Annotated in this window: 15 protein-coding genes and 1 tRNA gene; 1 reads left to right on the top strand and 15 read right to left on the bottom strand. The window is 39.2% G+C overall.

From position 1 onward, the window contains the following. The 13 genes from B6A32_RS19040 to B6A32_RS18975 all read right to left on the bottom strand — a co-directional run. On the bottom strand, nucleotides 1-610 hold a 610-nt coding region (locus B6A32_RS19040), incomplete at its 3' end, for a GTP-binding protein (protein WP_143327896.1). A 68-nt stretch (nucleotides 611-678) separates the two neighbouring features. Next, nucleotides 679-2,775 carry an elongation factor G gene (gene fusA, locus B6A32_RS19035; protein WP_085306498.1) on the bottom strand — a complete coding sequence of 699 codons (2,097 nt, stop codon included), beginning with the start codon at nucleotides 2,773-2,775 and terminating at the stop codon, nucleotides 679-681. A 140-nt stretch (nucleotides 2,776-2,915) separates the two neighbouring features. Next, nucleotides 2,916-3,389, bottom strand: a complete 474-nt coding sequence (gene rpsG, locus B6A32_RS19030; RefSeq protein WP_077288472.1) for a 30S ribosomal protein S7 — start codon at nucleotides 3,387-3,389, stop codon at nucleotides 2,916-2,918. 102 nt (nucleotides 3,390-3,491) lie between these two features. Next, on the bottom strand, nucleotides 3,492-3,866 hold the full coding sequence (gene rpsL / locus B6A32_RS19025) for a 30S ribosomal protein S12 (RefSeq protein ID WP_011045492.1): 375 nt from the start codon (nucleotides 3,864-3,866) through the stop codon (nucleotides 3,492-3,494). A 206-nt stretch (nucleotides 3,867-4,072) separates the two neighbouring features. Further along, nucleotides 4,073-8,278 (bottom strand): DNA-directed RNA polymerase subunit beta', encoded by a 4,206-nt coding sequence (rpoC, locus tag B6A32_RS19020; protein WP_085306497.1) that lies wholly within the window; start codon nucleotides 8,276-8,278, stop codon nucleotides 4,073-4,075. Nucleotides 8,279-8,381: 103 nt separating this feature from the next. Next, nucleotides 8,382-12,410: a DNA-directed RNA polymerase subunit beta gene (gene rpoB, locus B6A32_RS19015; protein WP_085306496.1), complete on the bottom strand. Its 4,029-nt coding sequence runs from the start codon at nucleotides 12,408-12,410 to the stop codon at nucleotides 8,382-8,384. 197 nt (nucleotides 12,411-12,607) lie between these two features. After that, complete coding sequence (gene rplL / locus B6A32_RS19010; protein ID WP_085306495.1) at nucleotides 12,608-12,976, bottom strand: 50S ribosomal protein L7/L12; 369 nt, start codon at nucleotides 12,974-12,976, stop codon at nucleotides 12,608-12,610. Between the two features lie 114 nt (nucleotides 12,977-13,090). After that, the gene (gene rplJ / locus B6A32_RS19005) at nucleotides 13,091-13,585 is read right to left on the bottom strand and encodes a 50S ribosomal protein L10 (RefSeq protein ID WP_085306494.1); all 495 of its coding nucleotides are present in this window, start codon (nucleotides 13,583-13,585) and stop codon (nucleotides 13,091-13,093) included. A 300-nt stretch (nucleotides 13,586-13,885) separates the two neighbouring features. Continuing rightward, a complete protein-coding gene (gene rplA / locus B6A32_RS19000; protein ID WP_085306493.1) occupies nucleotides 13,886-14,581 on the bottom strand; it encodes a 50S ribosomal protein L1 in 696 nt (231 codons plus the stop codon). 3 nt (nucleotides 14,582-14,584) lie between these two features. After that, on the bottom strand, nucleotides 14,585-15,013 hold the full coding sequence (gene rplK / locus B6A32_RS18995) for a 50S ribosomal protein L11 (RefSeq protein ID WP_085306492.1): 429 nt from the start codon (nucleotides 15,011-15,013) through the stop codon (nucleotides 14,585-14,587). Nucleotides 15,014-16,205: 1,192 nt separating this feature from the next. Beyond that, nucleotides 16,206-16,784 carry a transcription termination/antitermination protein NusG gene (nusG, locus tag B6A32_RS18985; RefSeq protein WP_085306490.1) on the bottom strand — a complete coding sequence of 193 codons (579 nt, stop codon included), beginning with the start codon at nucleotides 16,782-16,784 and terminating at the stop codon, nucleotides 16,206-16,208. A gap of 9 nt (nucleotides 16,785-16,793) precedes the next feature. Continuing rightward, nucleotides 16,794-17,177 carry a preprotein translocase subunit SecE gene (gene secE, locus B6A32_RS18980; RefSeq protein WP_085306489.1) on the bottom strand — a complete coding sequence of 128 codons (384 nt, stop codon included), beginning with the start codon at nucleotides 17,175-17,177 and terminating at the stop codon, nucleotides 16,794-16,796. Nucleotides 17,178-17,294: 117 nt separating this feature from the next. Next, nucleotides 17,295-17,371, bottom strand: a tRNA-Trp gene (locus B6A32_RS18975). Between the two features lie 267 nt (nucleotides 17,372-17,638). On the opposite strand from B6A32_RS18975, the gene B6A32_RS18970 reads away from it, so the two are divergent. Continuing rightward, nucleotides 17,639-18,601 (top strand): prolyl hydroxylase family protein, encoded by a 963-nt coding sequence (locus B6A32_RS18970; protein ID WP_158088523.1) that lies wholly within the window; start codon nucleotides 17,639-17,641, stop codon nucleotides 18,599-18,601. Between the two features lie 110 nt (nucleotides 18,602-18,711). Here the strand turns inward: B6A32_RS18970 and B6A32_RS18965 are convergent, their stop codons facing one another. Then, the gene (locus B6A32_RS18965; RefSeq protein WP_085306487.1) at nucleotides 18,712-20,445 is read right to left on the bottom strand and encodes a potassium/proton antiporter; all 1,734 of its coding nucleotides are present in this window, start codon (nucleotides 20,443-20,445) and stop codon (nucleotides 18,712-18,714) included. A gap of 951 nt (nucleotides 20,446-21,396) precedes the next feature. Further along, the coding region (locus B6A32_RS18960; protein ID WP_198946944.1) for an EF-Tu C-terminal domain-related protein at nucleotides 21,397-21,475 on the bottom strand (79 nt) is incomplete at its 5' end.

The following is a 21,475-nucleotide window of genomic DNA, read 5'->3' as shown; positions in this document are numbered from 1 at the left end:
CTGGCTCTGGAATGTAAGAATCAAGTGCGTCTGCAAGTTCTACTACTTTAGCTTCCCACTTCTCTTCACCTTGAAGTGCGCCTAAAGCTGAACCTTGAATTACTGGTAAGTCGTCACCTGGGAATTCGTATTCTGAAAGAAGTTCACGAACTTCCATTTCTACTAATTCTAATAACTCTTCGTCATCTACCATGTCACATTTGTTCATGAATACGATGATGAAAGGTACGCCAACTTGACGTGATAACAAGATGTGCTCACGTGTTTGTGGCATAGGACCATCTGTAGCAGCAACTACTAAGATAGCGCCATCCATTTGTGCTGCACCTGTGATCATGTTTTTGATGTAATCAGCATGGCCAGGACAATCTACGTGTGCGTAGTGACGTGTTTCTGTATCGTACTCGATGTGAGAAGTATTAATTGTAATACCACGCTCACGCTCTTCTGGAGCATTATCGATTTGTGCGAAATCTTTAACTTCACCACCGTGTACTTTAGTTAATACTGCAGAGATTGCAGCTGTTAAAGTTGTTTTACCGTGATCAACGTGTCCAATTGTACCAACGTTAACGTGCGGTTTATTACGTTCAAATTTTTCTTTAGCCATTTTTCAATTACCTTAAAGTTTATTAAAAGCCCGGCCATAAGACCGAGCCAGACTTTCAAAAAGCCTTACTAAGATTCAATTATTTTGTCGGCAACAATCTTTGGTGCTTCGCTATATTGCTGAAACTCCATCGAATAAGATGCGCGACCTTGAGTTGCACTACGTAATGCCGTAGCGTAACCAAACATTTCAGATAGTGGCACAAGTGCATTCACTACCTTAGAACCAGCTGGACCTTCGTCCATGCCATCGATCATGCCGCGGCGGCGATTTAAATCACCAACGACATCACCCATGTTTGCTTCTGGCGTAATAACTTCAACTTTCATCATAGGTTCAAGTATAACGGGTGATGCTTGAAGCACCCCCTGTCTGAATCCCATTGACGCAGCGACTTTAAACGCCATTTCGTTTGAGTCAACATCATGAAAAGACCCGTCATAAAGCGTGACTTTGATGTCTAATAACGGGTAACCCGCTAAAACACCACTGTCCATTTGCTCTCTACAACCCTTTTCAACTGATGGGATAAATTCTTTTGGAATTGTACCACCAACAATTTCGTTAACAAACTCGAATCCTTCACCTTCAGGTAAAGGTTCCAATTTCAACCAAACATGGCCAAATTGACCTTTGCCACCTGATTGACGAACAAATTTACCTTCCACTTCAACTGCTGAACGAATAGTTTCGCGATAAGCCACTTGTGGATTACCGACATTACATTCAACACTAAACTCACGTTTCATGCGTTCAACTAAAATATCGAGGTGTAATTCCCCCATACCTGAAATGATGGTTTGACCCGTTTCTTCATCTGAGATAACTCTAAATGACGGATCTTCTGCGGCCAATTTACTTAACGCTATTGCCATTTTCTCTTGGGCAGCGACAGTTTTTGGCTCAACTGCTACAGAAATAACCGGTTCAGGAAATTCCATACGTTCGAGCGTTATAGCATGATTTACATCACACAATGTGTCACCAGTAGTAACATCTTTGAGGCCAATAGCCGCAGCTATATCACCCGCTCTAACTTCTTTTATTTCCTTACGGTCATTTGCATGCATTTGCACAATACGACCTAACCGCTCTTTTTTACCTTTAACAGGATTGTATATACTGTCGCCAGTTTTTACCACTCCTGAGTAAACGCGAAAGAACGTTAACGTACCAACAAAAGGGTCTGTTGCAACTTTAAATGCTAAAGCAGCAAATGGTGCTTTATCATCAGCTTCGCGAGAACCTTCAGTTTCGTTTTTGTCATCATTAATACCTTTTATCGCTTCAACATCTATTGGCGAAGGTAGAAATTCGATAACAGCATCAAGTACTGCTTGTACACCTTTGTTTTTGAAGGCTGAGCCACAAGAACAAAGAACTATTTCATTGTTTAGTGTACGGGTACGTAGCGCAGATTTTATTTCTGCTTCAGATAATTCACCTTCTTCAAGGTACTTATCTAATAATTCTTCTGAGGCTTCTGCCGCTTCAGATACAAGGTTTTCATGCCAATGCTCGGCTTCTTCTTGCATGTCTGCTGGGATATCTTCATAGGTGAAGGTCATACCCTGGTCACTTTCGTTCCAGTTTATGGCTTTCATTTTGATTAAGTCGATAACACCAGAAAAGTCATCTTCAGCACCAATTGCTAAATGAATTGGAACTGCATTTGCTTCTAAGCGAGAATTAAGTTGCTCAACAACCGCTAAAAAATTTGCACCAGTACGGTCCATCTTATTAACAAAAACTAAGCGTGGAACAGAGTATCTCTCCATTTGACGCCATACAGTTTCTGTTTGCGGTTGAACACCTGAAGACGCACACAACACTAATACTGCACCATCTAATACACGTAATGACCGTTCTACTTCAATCGTAAAATCTACGTGACCAGGAGTATCAATAATGTTGATATGATGATCTTCAAATTGTGCTTCCATCCCTTTCCAGAAACAAGTAGTAGCAGCAGAAGTAATAGTGATACCTCGCTCTTGCTCTTGCTCCATCCAATCCATAGTGGCCGCGCCATCATGAACTTCACCGATCTTATGTGAAAGACCAGTATAGAAAAGTACCCTTTCTGTTGTTGTCGTTTTACCGGCATCGACATGAGCACAAATACCAATGTTACGGTAACGCTCAATAGGGGTTATACGTGCCACAATTACTTCCTCTTTCTGAGTTTTATCTCAGATTATAAAACAGTTGTGGTTATCACTTTGTATCAATACTGATACTCGATGATAACCACGGCATTACACTTCTGACTATATAACTAACAATTAATGTTAGTTGATAGTTTCTACCAACGGTAGTGAGCGAATGCTTTGTTAGCTTCAGCCATACGGTGAACGTCTTCACGTTTCTTAACCGCTGAACCTTTGCTGTCAGACGCATCTAACATTTCGTTAGCTAAGCGCTGAGCCATTGATTTTTCACCACGTTTACGAGCTGCTTCAACTAACCAACGCATGGCTAGTGCATTACGACGCACAGGACGAACTTCAACTGGAACTTGGTAAGTAGAACCACCAACACGACGAGACTTTACTTCCACTTGTGGGCGGATGTTGTCTAACGCTGTCTCGAATAACTCAAGGTGAGTTTTTTCAGAGTTCTTTTCAGTTAAAATGTCTAATGCACCGTAAACAATTTTTTCTGCAGTAGATTTTTTACCATCAACCATAAGGATGTTGATGAATTTTGCTAAAAGTTCGTTATGGAACTTAGGATCTGGCAATATTTTACGTTGCCCTACGACGCGTCTTCTTGGCATCTTAATTCTCCGTTATATTCAGGATAAACCCAAAATGTAATATGTTATTTGGCCTTACTTAACGTTTCTATTCTCTAGCTATTATTGCTAAGAAAGGGAAACTTAAGATTTAGGTCGTTTAGCACCGTATTTAGAACGGCCTTGTCTTCTATCGCTTACACCAGAACAATCTAGTGCGCCACGAACGGTGTGATAACGCACACCCGGTAAATCTTTAACACGACCACCACGAATCAAGATAACGCTATGCTCTTGTAAGTTGTGACCTTCACCACCGATGTAAGAAGTTACTTCGAATCCGTTAGTTAAACGAACACGAGCTACTTTACGTAGTGCCGAGTTTGGTTTCTTTGGTGTAGTAGTGTACACACGAGTACATACGCCACGACGTTGTGGACAAGCTTGTAACGCTGGAACGTTACTTTTAGTTACTTGTCTTACACGTGGTTTACGTACTAATTGGTTAATAGTTGCCATTAAATAGCTCCCGATTAGTTAAATTTGTGTAAATTCCAATCAATGGGGAAATTTACACCCTTATAAACGTGAAAATCCGCGACTCTAGATTCTATACACGAAGGTACGGAATATAGGGTCGCGGAATTCTATAGGTCAAGCTTTAACCTGTCAAGCTTTACTCGCAATAGACAGGTTAATCGATGCTTTAAACTGAATTATCAATACTATGATGATAAATCTGCGTTAAGTGCATCTGTTAGTGCTTGCGCTGCGTCATCAGCTGATACTGTTACTTCTTCAACTGGAACGGCATTTTTAGCACGCGCACGTTCCTGATGATAAGCATAACCTGTACCTGCTGGGATTAAGCGACCAACAATAACGTTCTCTTTTAAGCCACGAAGTGTGTCTTTCTTACCAGCTACCGCTGCTTCAGTAAGTACACGTGTCGTTTCTTGGAAAGATGCTGCTGAGATGAATGACTCAGTTGCTAATGATGCTTTAGTAATACCCATCATTTGCATTTCGTATTCAGCTGGCTGTTTGCCTGCAGCTTCTAATTCACGATTAGAGATATTCACACGTGCAACCTCAAGGATTTCACCTTTAAGGAAATCACTATCACCGGCGTCTAAAATCTCACACTTGCGGATCATTTGACGTACGATAACTTCAATGTGTTTATCGTTAATCTTAACACCTTGTAAACGGTATACTTCTTGTACTTCGTTAACAATGTAGTTAGCTACTGGAGCAACACCACGTAAACGTAAGATATCGTGTGGAGATTCTGGACCATCGGCAATTACTTCACCTTTAAGTACAGATTCACCTTCAAACACGTTTAATTGACGCATTTTCGGAATCATCTCTTCGTATACTTCACCACTTGGTTGAGTGATAAGTAAACGTACTTTACCTTTAGTTTCTTTACCGAAAGCAATAATACCTGTTTTCTCAGCTAAGATTGCTGGAAGTTTAGGCTTACGTGCTTCAAATAAGTCAGCTACGCGTGGTAAACCACCGGTAATATCACGAGTCTTAGAAGACGCTTGTGGTATACGTGCTAATGCATCACCTACACCAACTTCCGCACCATCTTCAAGGTTAACGATAGCGTTACCTGGTAAGAAGTACTGTGCTGGAATTTCAGTGCCGGCTATCATTACGTCATTACCTTTAGCATCAACTAACTTAACTGCCGGGCGCATTTCTTTACCTGCAGAGTTACGTTGACCCGCTTCAGTTACAACGATACTTGATAAACCAGTAAGCTCATCAGTTTGACGAACCATAGTTACACCATCGATCAATTCTACGAATTGAACCTTACCACCAACCTCAGTGATAATTGGATGCGTATGCGGATCCCAGTTAGCGATAATATCGCCTGATGCAATTGCTTCACCATCTTTCTTATTAAGAATGGTACCGTAAGGTACTTTATAACGCTCTTTTTCACGACCTAGCTCATCGATTACCGTAAGTTCTGATGAACGTGAAGTAATAACAAGGTGATCTTCAGAGTTAGTTACAAATTTAGCGTTTTGTAATTTCAGTGTACCTGTATTCTTAACTTGTACATTGTTCTCAGCAGATGCACGCGATGCAGCACCACCAATGTGGAACGTACGCATGGTTAACTGAGTACCAGGTTCACCGATAGATTGTGCTGCCACAACACCAATCGCTTCACCTTGGTTGATCATATGACCACGAGCCAAATCACGGCCGTAACAATGAGCACAAATACCAAAGTCAGTTTCACAAGTAATGATTGAACGTACTTTGATTTGGTCTACTGAATTTTCTTCAATAACATCACAAAGTGCTTCATCAATTAATGTATTACGTGGTAATAAAACCGTATCAGTATTTGGAATTAATACATCTTCACATACCACACGACCAAGTACTCGTTCACGTAACGGCTCAACAACATCACCACCTTCAATCAATGGTGTCATTAATAGGCCATCTTCTGTGCCACAGTCATGTTCAGTAACAACTAAATCTTGTGCAACATCAACTAAACGACGAGTTAAGTAACCCGAGTTAGCTGTTTTCAATGCCGTATCAGCCAAACCTTTACGCGCACCATGAGTAGAGATGAAGTATTGTAATACGTTCAAACCTTCACGGAAGTTAGCGGTGATTGGTGTTTCGATGATTGAACCATCTGGTTTAGCCATCAAACCACGCATACCAGCTAGCTGACGAATCTGTGCGGCACTACCACGAGCACCAGAATCCGCCATCATGTAGATTGAGTTGAAAGAGTCTTGCTCTTCTGGCTCACCATCACGGTTGATCACAGTTTCTTTTGATAAGTTGTCCATCATCGCTTTCGAGATTTTCTCGTTCGCAGATGACCAAATATCAATTACTTTGTTGTATTTTTCACCTTGAGTTACAAGACCTTGCTCAAATTGAGTTTGAATCTCTGCAACTTCTTCTTCAGAATCTTCGATGATGCTGTATTTCGCAGCTGGAATAACCATATCATCGATACCAACTGAAGCACCCGCGATCATCGCGTAGTGGAAACCTGTGTACATAATATGATCGGCAAAGATAACGGTATCTTTAAGACCTAAGTTACGGTACGCATGGTTAATCAGTTTTGAAATTGGCTTTTTACCTAGCGGCTGATCAATTAAGTCATAAGGCATGCCGTCAGGACATACTTGCCATAAGATGGCACGACCAATTGTAGTATCACGTAAGGTAATTTTTGGTTCAAGAACGCCATCAGCATTACGAACATGTTCAGTAATACGAATTTTAACGCGTGCATGAAGCTCAGCAAAACCTGTACGGTACGCTTTTTCAGCTTCTTTAATGTCGGTAAATACCATACCTTCACCTAAACCATTTACACGATCGCGTGTTAGGTAATATAAACCTAATACAACATCTTGTGATGGTACGATGATAGGGTCACCGTTAGCTGGAGAAAGTACGTTGTTCGTTGACATCATCAACGTACGTGCTTCCATTTGTGCTTCGATTGTCAACGGTACGTGTACCGCCATTTGGTCACCATCGAAATCGGCATTATATGCCGCACAAACTAACGGATGTAAATGTATTGCTTTACCTTCAATCAATACAGGTTCAAACGCTTGGATACCCAATCTATGTAGTGTTGGTGCACGGTTAAGCATTACTGGATGTTCACGAATCACTTCGTCAAGTACATCCCATACTTCTGCGCCTTCACGTTCAACTAATTTCTTAGCTGCTTTGATTGTTGTCGCTAAACCACGGGCTTCTAACTTACCGTAAATAAATGGCTTGAATAGCTCAAGTGCCATTTTTTTCGGTAAACCACATTGGTGTAAACGTAATGTTGGGCCAACGGTAATTACAGAACGACCAGAGTAATCTACACGTTTACCTAGTAAGTTCTGACGGAAACGACCTTGCTTACCTTTAATCATATCGGCAAGTGATTTAAGAGGACGTTTGTTAGAACCCGTAATAGCACGACCACGACGACCGTTATCTAGTAATGCATCAACAGATTCTTGTAACATACGTTTTTCGTTACGTACGATAATGTCTGGTGCTACTAAGTCAAGAAGACGTTTTAAACGGTTGTTACGGTTAATTACACGACGGTATAAATCGTTAAGGTCAGACGTTGCGAAACGGCCGCCATCCAATGGTACCAACGGACGTAAATCTGGTGGTAAAATTGGTAAAACGTTCATGATCATCCACTCAGGCTTGTTGCCTGAAGCCGCGAATGCTTCCATTAACTTTAAACGCTTTGTGATTTTCTTACGTTTTGTTTCAGAACCGATTTCAGGCAATTCTTCACGCATTTGCGCTACTTCACCGTCAAGGTCGATCTGTTGTAATAACGCAAGTACTGCTTCAGCACCCATTAGGGCGTCAAATTCATCACCGTGCTCTTCTAACGCGTCAAGATATTCTTCTTCGGTTAGAATTTGGCTTTTCTCTAACGTTGTCATACCTGGTTCGGTAACAACATAAGATTCAAAATAAAGTACACGCTCAATATCACGTAATGTCATGTCTAATAATAGACCGATACGTGATGGCAATGACTTTAAAAACCAAATATGAGCAACTGGGCTTGCTAATTCGATATGACCCATACGGTCACGACGAACTTTTGTTAATGTAACTTCAACGCCACATTTTTCACAAATTACACCACGATGCTTAAGACGTTTGTATTTGCCACAAAGACATTCATAGTCTTTTACTGGACCAAATATACGCGCACAGAACAAACCATCACGTTCCGGCTTAAAAGTACGATAGTTAATCGTCTCAGGTTTCTTTACCTCACCAAAAGACCATGAACGGATCATGTCAGGTGAAGCTAGTCCAATGCGAATTCCATCGAACTCTTCTGTTTGATTTTGTTGCTTAAGAAACTTAAGTAAATCTTTCACACACTATCTCCTGTCGGAGTTAAATACCGGAGAGAACAGTTGTCTGTTCTCTCCATGTACTGACCTCAAAATCTTTGAAGTCAGCAATGTAGCTTAAGGTAGCCTAGTCCTGATCTAATTCGATGTTGATACCCAACGAACGAATTTCTTTCAACAATACGTTGAATGATTCAGGGATACCCGGTTCCATACGATGATCACCGTCAACTAAGTTTTTATACATCTTAGTACGACCATTAACATCATCAGATTTAACCGTTAACATTTCTTGCAAGGTGTAAGCAGCACCGTATGCTTCAAGTGCCCATACTTCCATCTCACCGAAACGCTGACCACCAAACTGTGCTTTACCACCAAGAGGTTGTTGCGTTACTAGACTGTATGAACCAGTAGAACGCGCATGCATTTTGTCATCAACTAAATGGTTTAGTTTCAACATGTACATGTAACCAACAGTTACAGGACGCTCAAAGTTACGACCAGTACGACCATCTGTTAGTGTAAACTGACCACTTTCAGGCATATCAGCAAGTTTGAATAAATCTTTAATCTCACGTTCACTTGCACCATCAAATACTGGTGTAGCAATCGGAAGACCTGCACGTAAGTTGCCTGCTAAGCGCATAATTTCGTCATCCGAGAATGAGTCAATATCAACTTCTTGGCGAGACTCACCTAAGCTGTAAACTTCTTTCAAGAATTCACGTAATTTGTGAATTTCTTGTTGAGCTTCCAACATACGGTTAATTTTCTCACCAATACCACGTGCTGCCATACCTAAATGCGTTTCTAGGATCTGACCAATGTTCATTCGTGATGGTACACCCAACGGGTTAAGTACTACATCAACTGGAACACCGTGCTCATCGTAAGGCATGTCTTCAACAGGTACTACGTTTGAAATAACACCTTTGTTACCATGACGACCGGCCATTTTATCACCTGGCTGGATACGACGTTTAACGGCTAAATGTACTTTAACTATTTTCAATACGCCCGGTGCTAAATCGGCACCTTGAGTGATTTTACGACGCTTAATTTCGTATTTCTTATCGAAATCAGCTTTAATGTTGTCGTATTGTTCAGCGATTTGCTCAAGTTCAGATTGTTGACCTTCATCACTTAAGTTTTGCACTAACCACTTATCACGAGACATACTGTTAAGGTCAGATTCATTTAAACCTGAAGTTAACAATAATTTCTTCGCACGAGCGTAAATGCCATCTTCAAGAATACTAAACTCATCACCCAAGTCTTTCTTAACTTGTTTAAGTTGCATTTCTTCGATTTCAACAGCACGAGCATCTTTTTCTACACCGTCACGGGTGAAGATTTGTACATCGATGATAGTACCAGACACTGAATTAGGAACACGTAAAGAGCTGTCCTTAACGTCAGCGGCTTTCTCACCAAAGATTGCACGTAAAAGTTTTTCTTCTGGTGTTAATTGCGTTTCACCTTTAGGAGTAACTTTACCTACTAAGATGTCGCCGCCATTAACTTCAGCACCAATGTAAACAACACCTGCTTCATCTAATTTAGATAATGCAGACTCACCAACATTTGGAATATCAGCAGTGATTTCTTCACTACCAAGTTTAGTATCACGAGCGATACAAGTTAATTCTTGAATATGAATCGTTGTGAAACGATCTTCTGTAGCAACACGCTCAGATAACAACATTGAATCTTCGAAGTTGTAACCATTCCAAGGCATGAAAGCGATACGCATGTTTTGGCCAAGTGCCAATTCACCCATATCTGTAGAAGGACCATCAGCTAAAACATCACCGCGAACCACTGGTTCAGCCATACGACACAATGGGCGCTGGTTGATACAAGTATTTTGGTTTGAACGGGTATATTTAGTTAAGTTATAAATATCAATACCTGCTTCACCAGCATGCATTTCATTTTCGTTAACTTTAACAACAATACGTGAAGCATCAACGTATGCAACAACACCGCCACGTTTAGCAACAACAGTTACACCAGAGTCAACCGCAACAATTTTCTCCATACCCGTACCAACAAGTGGCTTATCCACTATTAATGTTGGAACAGCTTGACGTTGCATGTTCGAGCCCATCAAGGCACGGTTAGCATCATCGTGCTCTAGGAACGGAATCAAAGATGCCGCTACAGATACGATTTGTTGTGGAGATACATCCATATACTGAACTTGTTCAGCAGACATTAATGTAAATTCGTTTTTATGACGACAAGCAACTAAACCTTCAACTAATTTACCATCAGCATCAATTTCTGCAGTTGTTTGTGCAATCACAAAGTTGCCTTCTTCGATTGCTGATAAGTAATCTACTTCATCAGTGATCGAGCCATCAACGATTTTACGATAAGGTGTTTCTAAGAAACCATAATCGTTGGTACGTGCGTAACATGAAAGCGAGTTGATCAAACCAATGTTTGGTCCCTCTGGCGTTTCAATCGGACAAACACGACCGTAATGCGTTGGATGTACATCTCGAACTTCAAAGCCTGCACGTTCACGAGTCAAACCACCAGGGCCTAAAGCAGAAATACGACGCTTATGCGTTACTTCTGATAGCGGGTTGTTTTGATCCATAAATTGTGACAATTGTGATGAACCAAAGAACTCTTTAACGGCAGCTGAAATAGGCTTAGCGTTAATTAAGTCTTGTGGCATGATCGCATCTAAGTCACCCAGACTTAAACGTTCACGTACAGCACGTTCAACACGTACTAAACCAACACGGAATTGGTTTTCTGCCATTTCACCAACAGAACGGATACGACGGTTACCAAGGTGATCGATATCATCAACTTCACCTTTACCATCACGTATACCAATTAAAGTCTTCATTACAGAAATGATATCTTCTTTGGTTAATACGCCTGTACCTACATCATCAGCATTACCAACACGACGGTTGAACTTCATACGACCAACAGTTGAAAGGTCATAACGTTCTAGCGCGAAGAATAAGTTATTAAATAACGTATCTGCAGCGTCTTTTGTTGGTGGCTCGCCTGGACGCATCATACGGTAAATTTCAACTAGCGCTTCTAAGCGATTTGTTGAGTTATCTACACGAAGTGTATCTGACATGTATGAACCAACATCAAATTCGTTCATATATAAAGTAGATAATACTTTATGTCCGGCTTGGCTTAATTCAGCTAACATTTCTAAAGTGATTTCAGCGTTAGCTTCAGCTATAACTTCACCAGTAGATTTGTCTATATAAGCCTTAGAAAGTACTTTACCTACGATATATTCCGCAGGAACTTCTAGCTTATCAAGTTTAGCTTTTTCTAACGATCTAATATGACGAGCAGTAATACGTCGACCTTGTTCAACTAAAACATCACCTTTAGGTAACTTAATGTCGAAAGTCGCTGTTTCACCACGTAAGCGTTCTGGAATTAAATCCATTACTAACTTATCGCCTTTGATCGAAAAATCTGTTGTATCGTAAAAGATATCTAGTATTTCTTCAGTTGAGTACTCTAAAGCACGCAAAATTATTGACGCCGGTAATTTACGACGACGGTCAATACGAACAAATAAGTTATCTTTTGGATCGAATTCGAAATCTAACCATGAACCACGGTAAGGAATAACGCGTGCGTTATATAACACTTTACCTGATGAATGTGTTTTCCCTTTATCATGATCGAAAAACACACCTGGAGAACGGTGTAATTGTGAAACAATAACACGCTCTGTACCATTGATGACAAACGTACCGTTGTCAGTCATTAATGGTATTTCACCCATGTATACTTCTTGTTCTTTGATATCTTTTACTGTACCTGCCGCCGCTTCTTTATCATAAACGACTAAGCGTAATTTAACGCGTAATGGCGCAGAGTAGGTGATACCGCGGATTTGACATTCTTTAACGTCAAATAACGGCTCGCCCAAACGATAGCTAACGAATTGTAATTCTGAGCTACCAGAATAAGCTTTAATTGGAAAAATAGAATGAAATGCAGCCTCTAGGCCTGTTTCACCTGTTGGATCAATATCAATAAACTTACGGAAAGATTCGAGTTGGATTGATAACAAGAATGGATAATCCATTACTTGAACACTTTTACCAAAGTCCTTGCGAATACGTTTCTTTTCAGAGTAAGAGTAAACCATGGGGTTCCTCAGCTTGCTGGTTATGGCCGAATCTGCCTTATAAAAGACAGGATATTGCAGTGATACTTTTTTTATCAAGTATCAAATATGCACTGTTTTGGTTTAAAAAAAAACCACTTTCTTTAGCGCAAAAAGGCCGGTGACGTTTAAATCACCAGCCATTGCCTTTTCAGGCAAATAATCTGTTTAAAAACAGATTATTTGATCTCAACAGAAGCACCTGCTTCTTCAAGAACTTTCTTAAGCTCTTCAGCTTCAGCTTTTTCAACGCCTTCTTTAATCGCTTTAGGAGCTGATTCAACTAAGTCTTTAGCTTCTTTTAAGCCAAGACCTGTAGCGCCACGAACTGCTTTGATTACAGCAACTTTCTTCTCGCCGAAACCAGTCATGATTACGTCGAATTCAGTTTGCTCTTCAGCAGAACCACCAGCGTCACCACCAGCAACTGCAACAGCAGCAGCAGCAGATACGCCGAATTTCTCTTCCATTGCTTCGATTAGTGCAACAACGTCCATTACTGACATTTCAGCAATTGCGTTTAGGATATCGTCTTTAGAAATAGACATTTTAAATTTCCTGTTTTTTAATAAACAGCCTTTGGCTGTTTGAAATAACTATAAATACAAAAAGTGCGAATTGTGTTCTGCATATGTTTAAGTAATAGCAGAGGTAAACAATTATTAAGCAGCTTCTTGCTCTTTCTGATCGCGTACTGCAGCAATAGTGCGGACAAGTTTGCCTGCAGATGCTTCTTTCATAGCGCTCATTAAACGTGCAATTGCTTCGTCGTAAGTAGGTAGCTTAGCTAACATGTTTACGTCTACTGCATTACCTTCAAATGCTGCTGCTTTTAATTCAAATTTTTCGTTAGTTTTAGCGAAATCTGTGAATAAACGTGCTGCTGCACCTGGATGCTCGTTTGAAAATGCAATTAAAGATGGACCAACTAATGTGTCAGTAACACATTCAAAGTCAGTACCTTGTAATGCACGACGTGCTAACGTGTTACGGATAACTTTCATCCATACACCGTTTTCACGTGCTTGCTTACGTAATACAGTAATTGCTTCAACTGTAACACCGCGTGAATCCGCGACTACAGCTGATTGAGCGCCATTGGCAGCTTCTTGAACTTCAGCAACAATTGCTTTTTTGTCATCAAGATTGATAGCCATTGGCTTTACTCCTGGTTCACCGGCAATAAAAAACCGGTATTTACTATCCCTAAACAAATTAATATTTGTCTAGGCCGTTACGGCGAGGACCAGAATTAGGAAATACTGGGTAATCACCATCTACGTAGGAAATATTAAGCAGTCAACGAAGAATCGTCTCAGCTCCTACGGTCTTTGACGGGGCTGTCCATAGCAAATTCATGCTAATAATTGGACAACACCTACCAAAATTTAAGGGGCGAAATTATAGTCTACAACTTCACCCTTGTAAAGTATCGATTTTCGACACTTTACAGAAAATTAAAGTGTCAAGCTCGCAGGGCTAACGGTAACACCGGCACCCATTGTAGTTGAAACAGAAATTTTCTTAATGTACTGGCCTTTAGCATTAGCTGGTTTTGCTTTTTTAAGCGCTTCCAATAATGACTCAAGGTTTTCCTGCAATTTAGCATCTTCGAAATCAGCCTTACCAATAGTAGTATGGATGATACCGTTTTTGTCATTGCGGTAGCGAACTTGACCCGCTTTAGCATTGTTTACAGCAGTAACGACATCTGGAGTTACTGTGCCAACTTTAGGGTTAGGCATTAAACCACGTGGGCCTAAGATTTGACCTAGTTGACCAACAACACGCATAGCGTCTGGAGTAGCGATTACAACGTCAAAGTCCATGTTACCGGCTTTAACTTGTTCTGCTAAGTCTTCCATACCTACGATGTCTGCACCAGCTTCTTTCGCTTTATCAGCGTTAGCGCCTTGAGTAAATACAGCAACACGCACATCACGACCAGTACCGTTAGGTAATACAGTCGCGCCACGTACGTTTTGATCTGATTTACGAGCATCTATGCCAAGGTTTACTGCAACATCAACGCTTTCACGGAAGTTAGCAGTCGCTAATTCTTTAAGTAAAGAAAGAGCTTCAGAAATGTCATATTCTTTTAATACGTCTACTTTTTCACGGATAAGACGAGCGCGTTTTGATAATTTAGCCATTGATTAGTCCTCTACCACTAAACCCATTGAACGAGCAGAACCCGCAATGGTACGCACTGCAGCTTCCATAGAACCAGCAGTAAGATCAGTTTCTTTAATCTTAACGATTTCTTCAAGTTGTGCTGTAGTTACAGTACCAACTTTTTCAGTGTTAGGACGACCAGAACCACTCTTAACACCAGCAGCTTTAAGAAGTAAATAAGCAGCAGGTGGAGTTTTTGTTTCAAATGTGAAAGAACGATCAGCATATACAGTAATTACTACTGGAACAGGAGCGCCTTTTTCCAAAGAATCAGTTTTTGCGTTAAACGCTTTACAGAATTCCATGATGTTCACACCGTGTTGACCTAGTGCAGGACCAACTGGCGGTGACGGGTTTGCTGCACCAGCAGCAACTTGTAGCTTGATTAAAGCTGTGACTTTTTTAGCCATGGTTTTAATACCTTTAGTTTGGGTTCAAACGCTGATATTTAACATCAGCTCCCCGTTAACAAAAAAACGATTTTCTCTTCATCAGATAAAATCGGCAGCGGATTATATATTATTCAAAGGTCATTGTGCAAGATTAGATTTATTTTTGTATAAAAAAACATCGCAAAGCGTTAATCCTGTACTTAATAAAATGATTTACAAGGAGAAATGAAGGAGGACTAAATGAGAAGTGAAAAAAATCTATAAGAATCTTAAATCGTTCCTCATGCTTTTCTCATTGGTTTCTCCCTGTAAAATATTAATCACAGCCTAGGAATAAACAAATGCCATGCTAGATACTGCACATAACTCACGCATTATTCACTGATTTCATATTTATATAATAAAATGATTTACAAGGAGAAATGAAGGAGGACTAAATGAGAAATGAAAAAAATCTATAAGAATCTTAAATCGTTCCTCATGCTTTTCTCATTGTTTCCTGCCTGTAAAATATTAATCAAAGCCTAGGAATAAACAAATGCCATGCTAGATACTGCACATAACTCACGCATTATTCACTGATTTCATATTTATATAATAAAATGATTTACAAGGAGAAATGAAGGAGGACTAGATGAGAAATGAAAAAAATCTATAAGAATCTTAAATCGTTCCTCATGCTTTTCTCATTGTTTCCTGCCTGTAAAATATTAATCAAAGCCTAGGAATAAACAAATGCCATGCTAGATACTGCACATAACTCACGCATTATTCACTGATTTCATATTTATATAATAAAATTATTCACAAGGAGAAATGAAGGAGGACTAAATGAGAAATGAAAAAAATCTATAAGAATCTTAAATCGTTCCTCATGCTTTTCTCATTGGTTTCTCCCTGTAAAATATTAATCACAGCCTAGGAATAAACAAATGCCATGCTAGATACTGCACATAACTCACGCATTATTCACTAATTTCATATTTATATAATAAAATTATTCACAACGAGAAATGAAGGAGGACTAAATGAGAAGTGAAAAAAATCTATAAGAATCTTAAATCGTTCCTCATGCTTTTCTCATTGGTTTCTCCCTGTAACAACTTAATCAAAGTATCTACCGTGAAAGAAGAACAAATATAGGAAGTATTAGACATAAAAAAGCCAGAGTAAAAACTCTGGCTCTTTAAGATTTAGTCAGTACTTGATGCTAGCCTTTTTCGACTTGACCAAACTCCAAATCAACCGGTGTAGAGCGACCAAAGATAAGTACCGAAACTTTAATACGGTTTTTCTCGTAATCTAACTCTTCAACAACACCATTAAAGTCAGCAAATGGACCATCAATAACACGTACCACTTCGCCTGGCTCAAACAATGTTTTAGGCTTAGGCTTATCAGTATCTTCAAGACGCTGTAATATGCGATCCGCTTCTCTTTGAGAAATCGGTGCAGGTCTTTCTTTAGTACCACCAATAAAACCTAATACACGAGGAACGCTTTTAACTAAATGCCATGATTCATCGTCTAGTTCCATATGAACTAAAACATAGCCTGGGAAAAATTTGCGTGCACTTTTACGCTTTTGCCCAGCTCGCATTTCGATAACTTCTTCAGTTGGCACTAAAATTTCGCCAAACTTTTCTTCTAAGCCATGAATGCCAATATGTTCAAGCAATGTTTTTTGAACACGACCTTCATAACCAGAAAACGCTTGTACTACATACCAACGTAATTTTGGATTATTGTTTTTTTCAGGCGCATCTGTAATTGTAATTTCTTCAGTCATAACGGTACCTTAACCTACTTTTAATCCAGTTATTAAACCTACTACCCAGAAAAGAACTGAATCTAAACCCCAAAGCAATAACGACATAATTAATGTTGCCACTAATACAATACCTGTTGTTTGTACTGCTTCTTGACGAGTTGGCCAAACTACTTTACGTACTTCAGTGCGAGATTCTTTAGCAAAATCTACTGCGTTACGACCTTTAACTGTTTGCATAGCAACAAGTCCGGCAACAACAATAGCAGCTACTACTGCTAAAGCGCGAACAAGTACTGATTGCTCAGCAAAAATGTAATTACCGACAACTGCGCCAGCTAAAAGTAAAACAATTACGCCCCACTTTAAAAAATCCAATGAACCACTTGGTTCAGTTTCAGTACTTGCATTCATATTTACTACCTGTAATTACATGCCTAACCTAAGACAAAACACCTCAACCGCGTCGAGGTTAAAATCTAAAGCACCTATTATTCGATTATCTCGATTAATAAGCACTTTACTAAATAATGGCAGGGGTAGAGAGATTCGAACTCCCAACCGTCGGTTTTGGAGACCGCTGTTCTACCAATTGGAACTATACCCCTTCAATTTCTACTTACACTTACCGAGTGGTTCTTAGTTGTTTGGGAATTAAGAGTGACTCTAGAAGTGAGGCGCTATTATACTAATCAAAATATTTTACTCAAGGACTATTTTGAAGTTATCTCAATAACCCTAGTGTGTGACTTCGTTTACTGGTCAAAAAATACAACAAGCGCTATCTAACAAGCCTTGATAAGATGCTAAAGCTTGATATTAGCCAAGAGATTAGATATTTTGATTGCCGAATTTTTTATAACAATGAGTATCTTATGTTTTTAGCATTACTCGAAGATAAACACTTCGGTAAATTAGACCCCTCAACCGTGTTTAGATTAGCGAATAGTAATGCTGAATTTTCAAACCTTTGGTTAGTACACTCAATTAGAAGTGATTGTTCAATAAAAGAATTGGCCTTAGCAGTTGCGGCCAATATTCATTGGGATACGCCCGCGATAAGATCCCTTGAGCACTACATTGAAGTTGAAAGCGATATTAGCGCTGAACTTGATAGCAAAACTGAAGAGGCAATAACCTACTCAGCTGAAATAATTAACAAATTTAGTTTGAGTAGACAAAGGCAATTACTGATTAAGCTTCAAACAATGACCGATTTAATTTCTGCTCCAGATATAATCGGCAATAATAAATACACGCATAATATGCCTTTTAAAGTTGAGCAGCTTAATAATATCATCACTCACTGTGCGCCATTACTAAAAGATGTTTCTCTTTTTGGCGGTGAAGGCAAGAATAGTAAAAATGAAAATATTCGAAATAATAGCCACTACCCTACACCACTGCCCAACGATTCTATGGCGCTAGCGCTGTTAGAAAATTTGTTAGCTAAATCAGCGGGTATACCTATTACATTCGCTGAACCCCCGGTCGTGTTAAAGTACCTACCTGAGCAATATTACCAATGGCATTATGATCATATTTACCCACATACAGCATCAATTGCACAACACATTTCGCAATTTGGCCAAAGGGTAAAAACCGCTATATTCTATTTAAATGATGATTTTACTGGTGGTGAAACCGAATTTAAAACCCCGTTAATAACAGTAAAGCCAGCCTGTAATAAAGTATTGATTTTTGATAACTGCGATCATGAAGAAAATAGAGATGTTAGCAGTATTCACCGCGGTAAATCTGTTACCACAGGTGAGAAATGGATTGTAACATTATGGTTTCGTAATAAACCTTTTTGGCTACGTTCCGGCCTACTTTAGGGCTATTAAGTTAAAACGAAATCAAAGCAAATAGAATGTAACTAATAGCCGCTAATTTTAAACCATAATATTAGCGGCATTAGAGATTTTATATCGTAAAATAGAATATATTATTTAGTAATGCGTTGCTTATTCTTTTGCTTTACGAGAATACCAACAGTAATAATGCGTTCATTGACCATTTCTCTGACATATAAATTAACTTCTGCTAGCTCCACAACAAAATCAACTTTTGCTTCAGTTATTAAATTAGCTTTAATGACTTGCTCTAACGTATCTTGCGCTGCACCGGTTATATTAATGCCGTATGAATGAGTAATATCGATAACTTGTGTATTACCTTTAACTCTCAGTTCTTGCGCAGGCAAAATATTTTCAGCTCCTGCCTCCTTGCCTGAAAACACACTATCAACAAATGCTCTTGTGGCAGGCTTAAGTACAATAAACAACTGATCTTCTGCCTCTAGTAGTGTTGAACCACGGGGAGCAATAATATTATTCTTGCGTGAGATCATTGCCATTACCGCACTTTCAGGCAATGCTAATTGCGAAATACGACTACCCGCAGCTCGAGAAGTATGACCTAAAGTATATTCAACAATACCAGCATCGACATCAGCTAAAGCGGTTATCTCTAATGTTGCTGCAGGAGTAACAGGTGGCGGCAAAGTTAACTTCAGTTTTCTTGCCACCCAAGCTAAACTCGACCCTTGTAACGTCGCTGAAATTAAGACAACAAAAAATACCACATTAAAAATTAAATCAGCCCCAGGTAAACCAAATATTAGCGGAAATATCGCCAGTATAATTGGTACAGAGCCTCTTAAACCAATCCAAGACACCAATGTCATTTCACGAATATTAAAACCGAAAAGCGCTAAAATCGGCATTACAGCAAGTGGTCTTGCGATGAAAATCAACACAAAAGCAATAATAAGCCCTTCAAGCCATACATCTAATAGTGAAGTTGGAGTGATTAACAAACCAAGCACAACGAACATAGTTATTTGACTTAACCAAGCTAAGCCATCGTGGAACAAAAAAGTGCTACGTTGGAAAACAAACCGGCTGTTACCGATAACAACACCAGTAATAAAAACAGCTAAAAATCCGCTACCACCAATATTGGCGGTAATTCCAAATGAAAGTAAACCACAAGCAGCAACTAATACCGGATATAAACCTGCCGCAACTAATTGAATACGGTTAATCAATCGCACAGACAACCAACCCACAGCTAATCCGACAGCTAAACCTAGACCCATCTGTGAAACAAACATCACCAACAAATCTTTGCCTGGTTTCATACCGTTTACTAAAACTTCTAATAAACCTATGGTTAAGAATATCGCCATAGGATCATTTGATGCACTCTCAATTTCTAAGGTAGCCTTTAATTTTCCATTTAAATGAATACCCGCATTACGTAACAATGAAAAAACAGCAGCCGCGTCTGTAGAGCCAACAATAGCGCCAAGTAACATTCCATGTAGTAATGAAATATCTAAGATATAGGCAGCTGCGTAGCCGGTGATAGCTCCTGTAATAAGAACACCAAAAGTAGCAAGAGCTGAGGATGGCTTCCAAACAAGTTTAATCGCTTTAAATGGTGTTTGTAGACCACCATCAAATAATATTAACGCTAAGGCCAACGTTCCTAAAGAGTGAGCAGCTTCAGCATTATCAAATAGAATTCCGCCAGGACCATCTTCACCTGCTAACATACCAACAATTAAAAAAAGTACTAATACAGGCAAGCCTAAACGCGCTGATAATTTACTTGATATGATACCTAGTAAGATTAATACCGCGGCTAACAATATGATTTGATCAATAAAAAACATCTATCACTCCATTGATAATAAAGAGGAAGCAGGCTTTATATCGCGTTATATGTACTTTATTTAATTAAATACAATGAATAATAATTTATCAACTGACTATGACAATTTGAATAAACAGCCTTAAAATATTTATAGCTATTCCATCTTGAACAGATAAACCACTAGAGATATGAGCATTGCGAACATAAAATTTTTTTAACTATATCAAAGTATAGCTACTTAAAATGTATCTTTTTGTCCCTTTCAAACGCCACATTATGGCTCAAAAACAGTTAGTTCATTTTTCACAAAATAACCTGCTAGTTTGTAATTAAGCGATGCTTCTCTAAGGTAAGAGTAGATAGAACACCAGCACTCACTTTACTAATCTCTTAATAACAAAAAAGACGCCGAAGCGTCTTTTTAAAAGTGTCTCAAATTATCAGCTATTAAGTGATGCTTTTCTAAGGTAAGAGCAGATACAACACCAGCACTAACTTTACTAATCTCTTAATAACAAAAAAGACGCCGAAGCGTCTTTTTAAAGGTGTCTCTAATTATCAGCTATTAAACGATAGTTTTCTAAGGTAAGAGCAGATACAACGCCAACATTAACTGTAATACCACCATTCAATTAATAATCACCCGAAAACAAAAAAAGACGCCGAAGCGTCTTTTTAAAGGTGCTTCTTAAATCAGCTATTAAGCGATAGTTTTCTAAGGTAAGAGCAGATACAACATCAGCACCAACTGTAATACCACCATTCAATTAATAATCACCCGAAAACAAAAAAAGACGCCGAAGCGTCTTTTTAAAGGTGTTTCTTAAATCAGCTATTAAGCGATAGTTTTCTAAGGTAAGAGCAGATACAACATCAGCACCAACTGTAATACCACCATTCAATTATTAATCACCCGAAAACAAAAAAAGACGCCGAAGCGTCTTTTTAAAGGTGTTTCTTAAATCAGCTATTAAGCGATGATTTTAGATACAACACCAGCACCTACAGTACGACCACCTTCACGGATAGCGAAGCGTAAACCTTCGTCC

Source organism: Colwellia polaris, from assembly GCF_002104515.1.
GTDB classification, from domain to species: Bacteria; Pseudomonadota; Gammaproteobacteria; order Enterobacterales; family Alteromonadaceae; genus Cognaticolwellia; species Cognaticolwellia polaris.
The sequence above is the reverse complement of the archived record's forward strand: the minus strand, read 5'-3'. Positions and strand labels throughout refer to the sequence as shown.

Bases quoted from the DNA above. Each gene is read 5' to 3' on its own strand.
- rpsG (WP_077288472.1), bottom strand. From the start codon at position 3,389: ATGCCAAGAAGACGCGTCGTAGGGCAACGTAAAATATTGCCAGATCCT.
- rpsL (WP_011045492.1), bottom strand. From the start codon at position 3,866: ATGGCAACTATTAACCAATTAGTACGTAAACCACGTGTAAGACAAGTA.
- rpoB (WP_085306496.1), bottom strand. From the start codon at position 12,410: ATGGTTTACTCTTACTCTGAAAAGAAACGTATTCGCAAGGACTTTGGT.
- rplL (WP_085306495.1), bottom strand. From the start codon at position 12,976: ATGTCTATTTCTAAAGACGATATCCTAAACGCAATTGCTGAAATGTCA.
- rplJ (WP_085306494.1), bottom strand. From the start codon at position 13,585: ATGGCTATCAATCTTGATGACAAAAAAGCAATTGTTGCTGAAGTTCAA.
- rplA (WP_085306493.1), bottom strand. From the start codon at position 14,581: ATGGCTAAATTATCAAAACGCGCTCGTCTTATCCGTGAAAAAGTAGAC.
- rplK (WP_085306492.1), bottom strand. From the start codon at position 15,013: ATGGCTAAAAAAGTCACAGCTTTAATCAAGCTACAAGTTGCTGCTGGT.
- nusG (WP_085306490.1), bottom strand. From the start codon at position 16,784: ATGACTGAAGAAATTACAATTACAGATGCGCCTGAAAAAAACAATAAT.
- secE (WP_085306489.1), bottom strand. From the start codon at position 17,177: ATGAATGCAAGTACTGAAACTGAACCAAGTGGTTCATTGGATTTTTTA.
- B6A32_RS18970 (WP_158088523.1), top strand. From the start codon at position 17,639: ATGTTTTTAGCATTACTCGAAGATAAACACTTCGGTAAATTAGACCCC.
- B6A32_RS18965 (WP_085306487.1), bottom strand. From the start codon at position 20,445: ATGTTTTTTATTGATCAAATCATATTGTTAGCCGCGGTATTAATCTTA.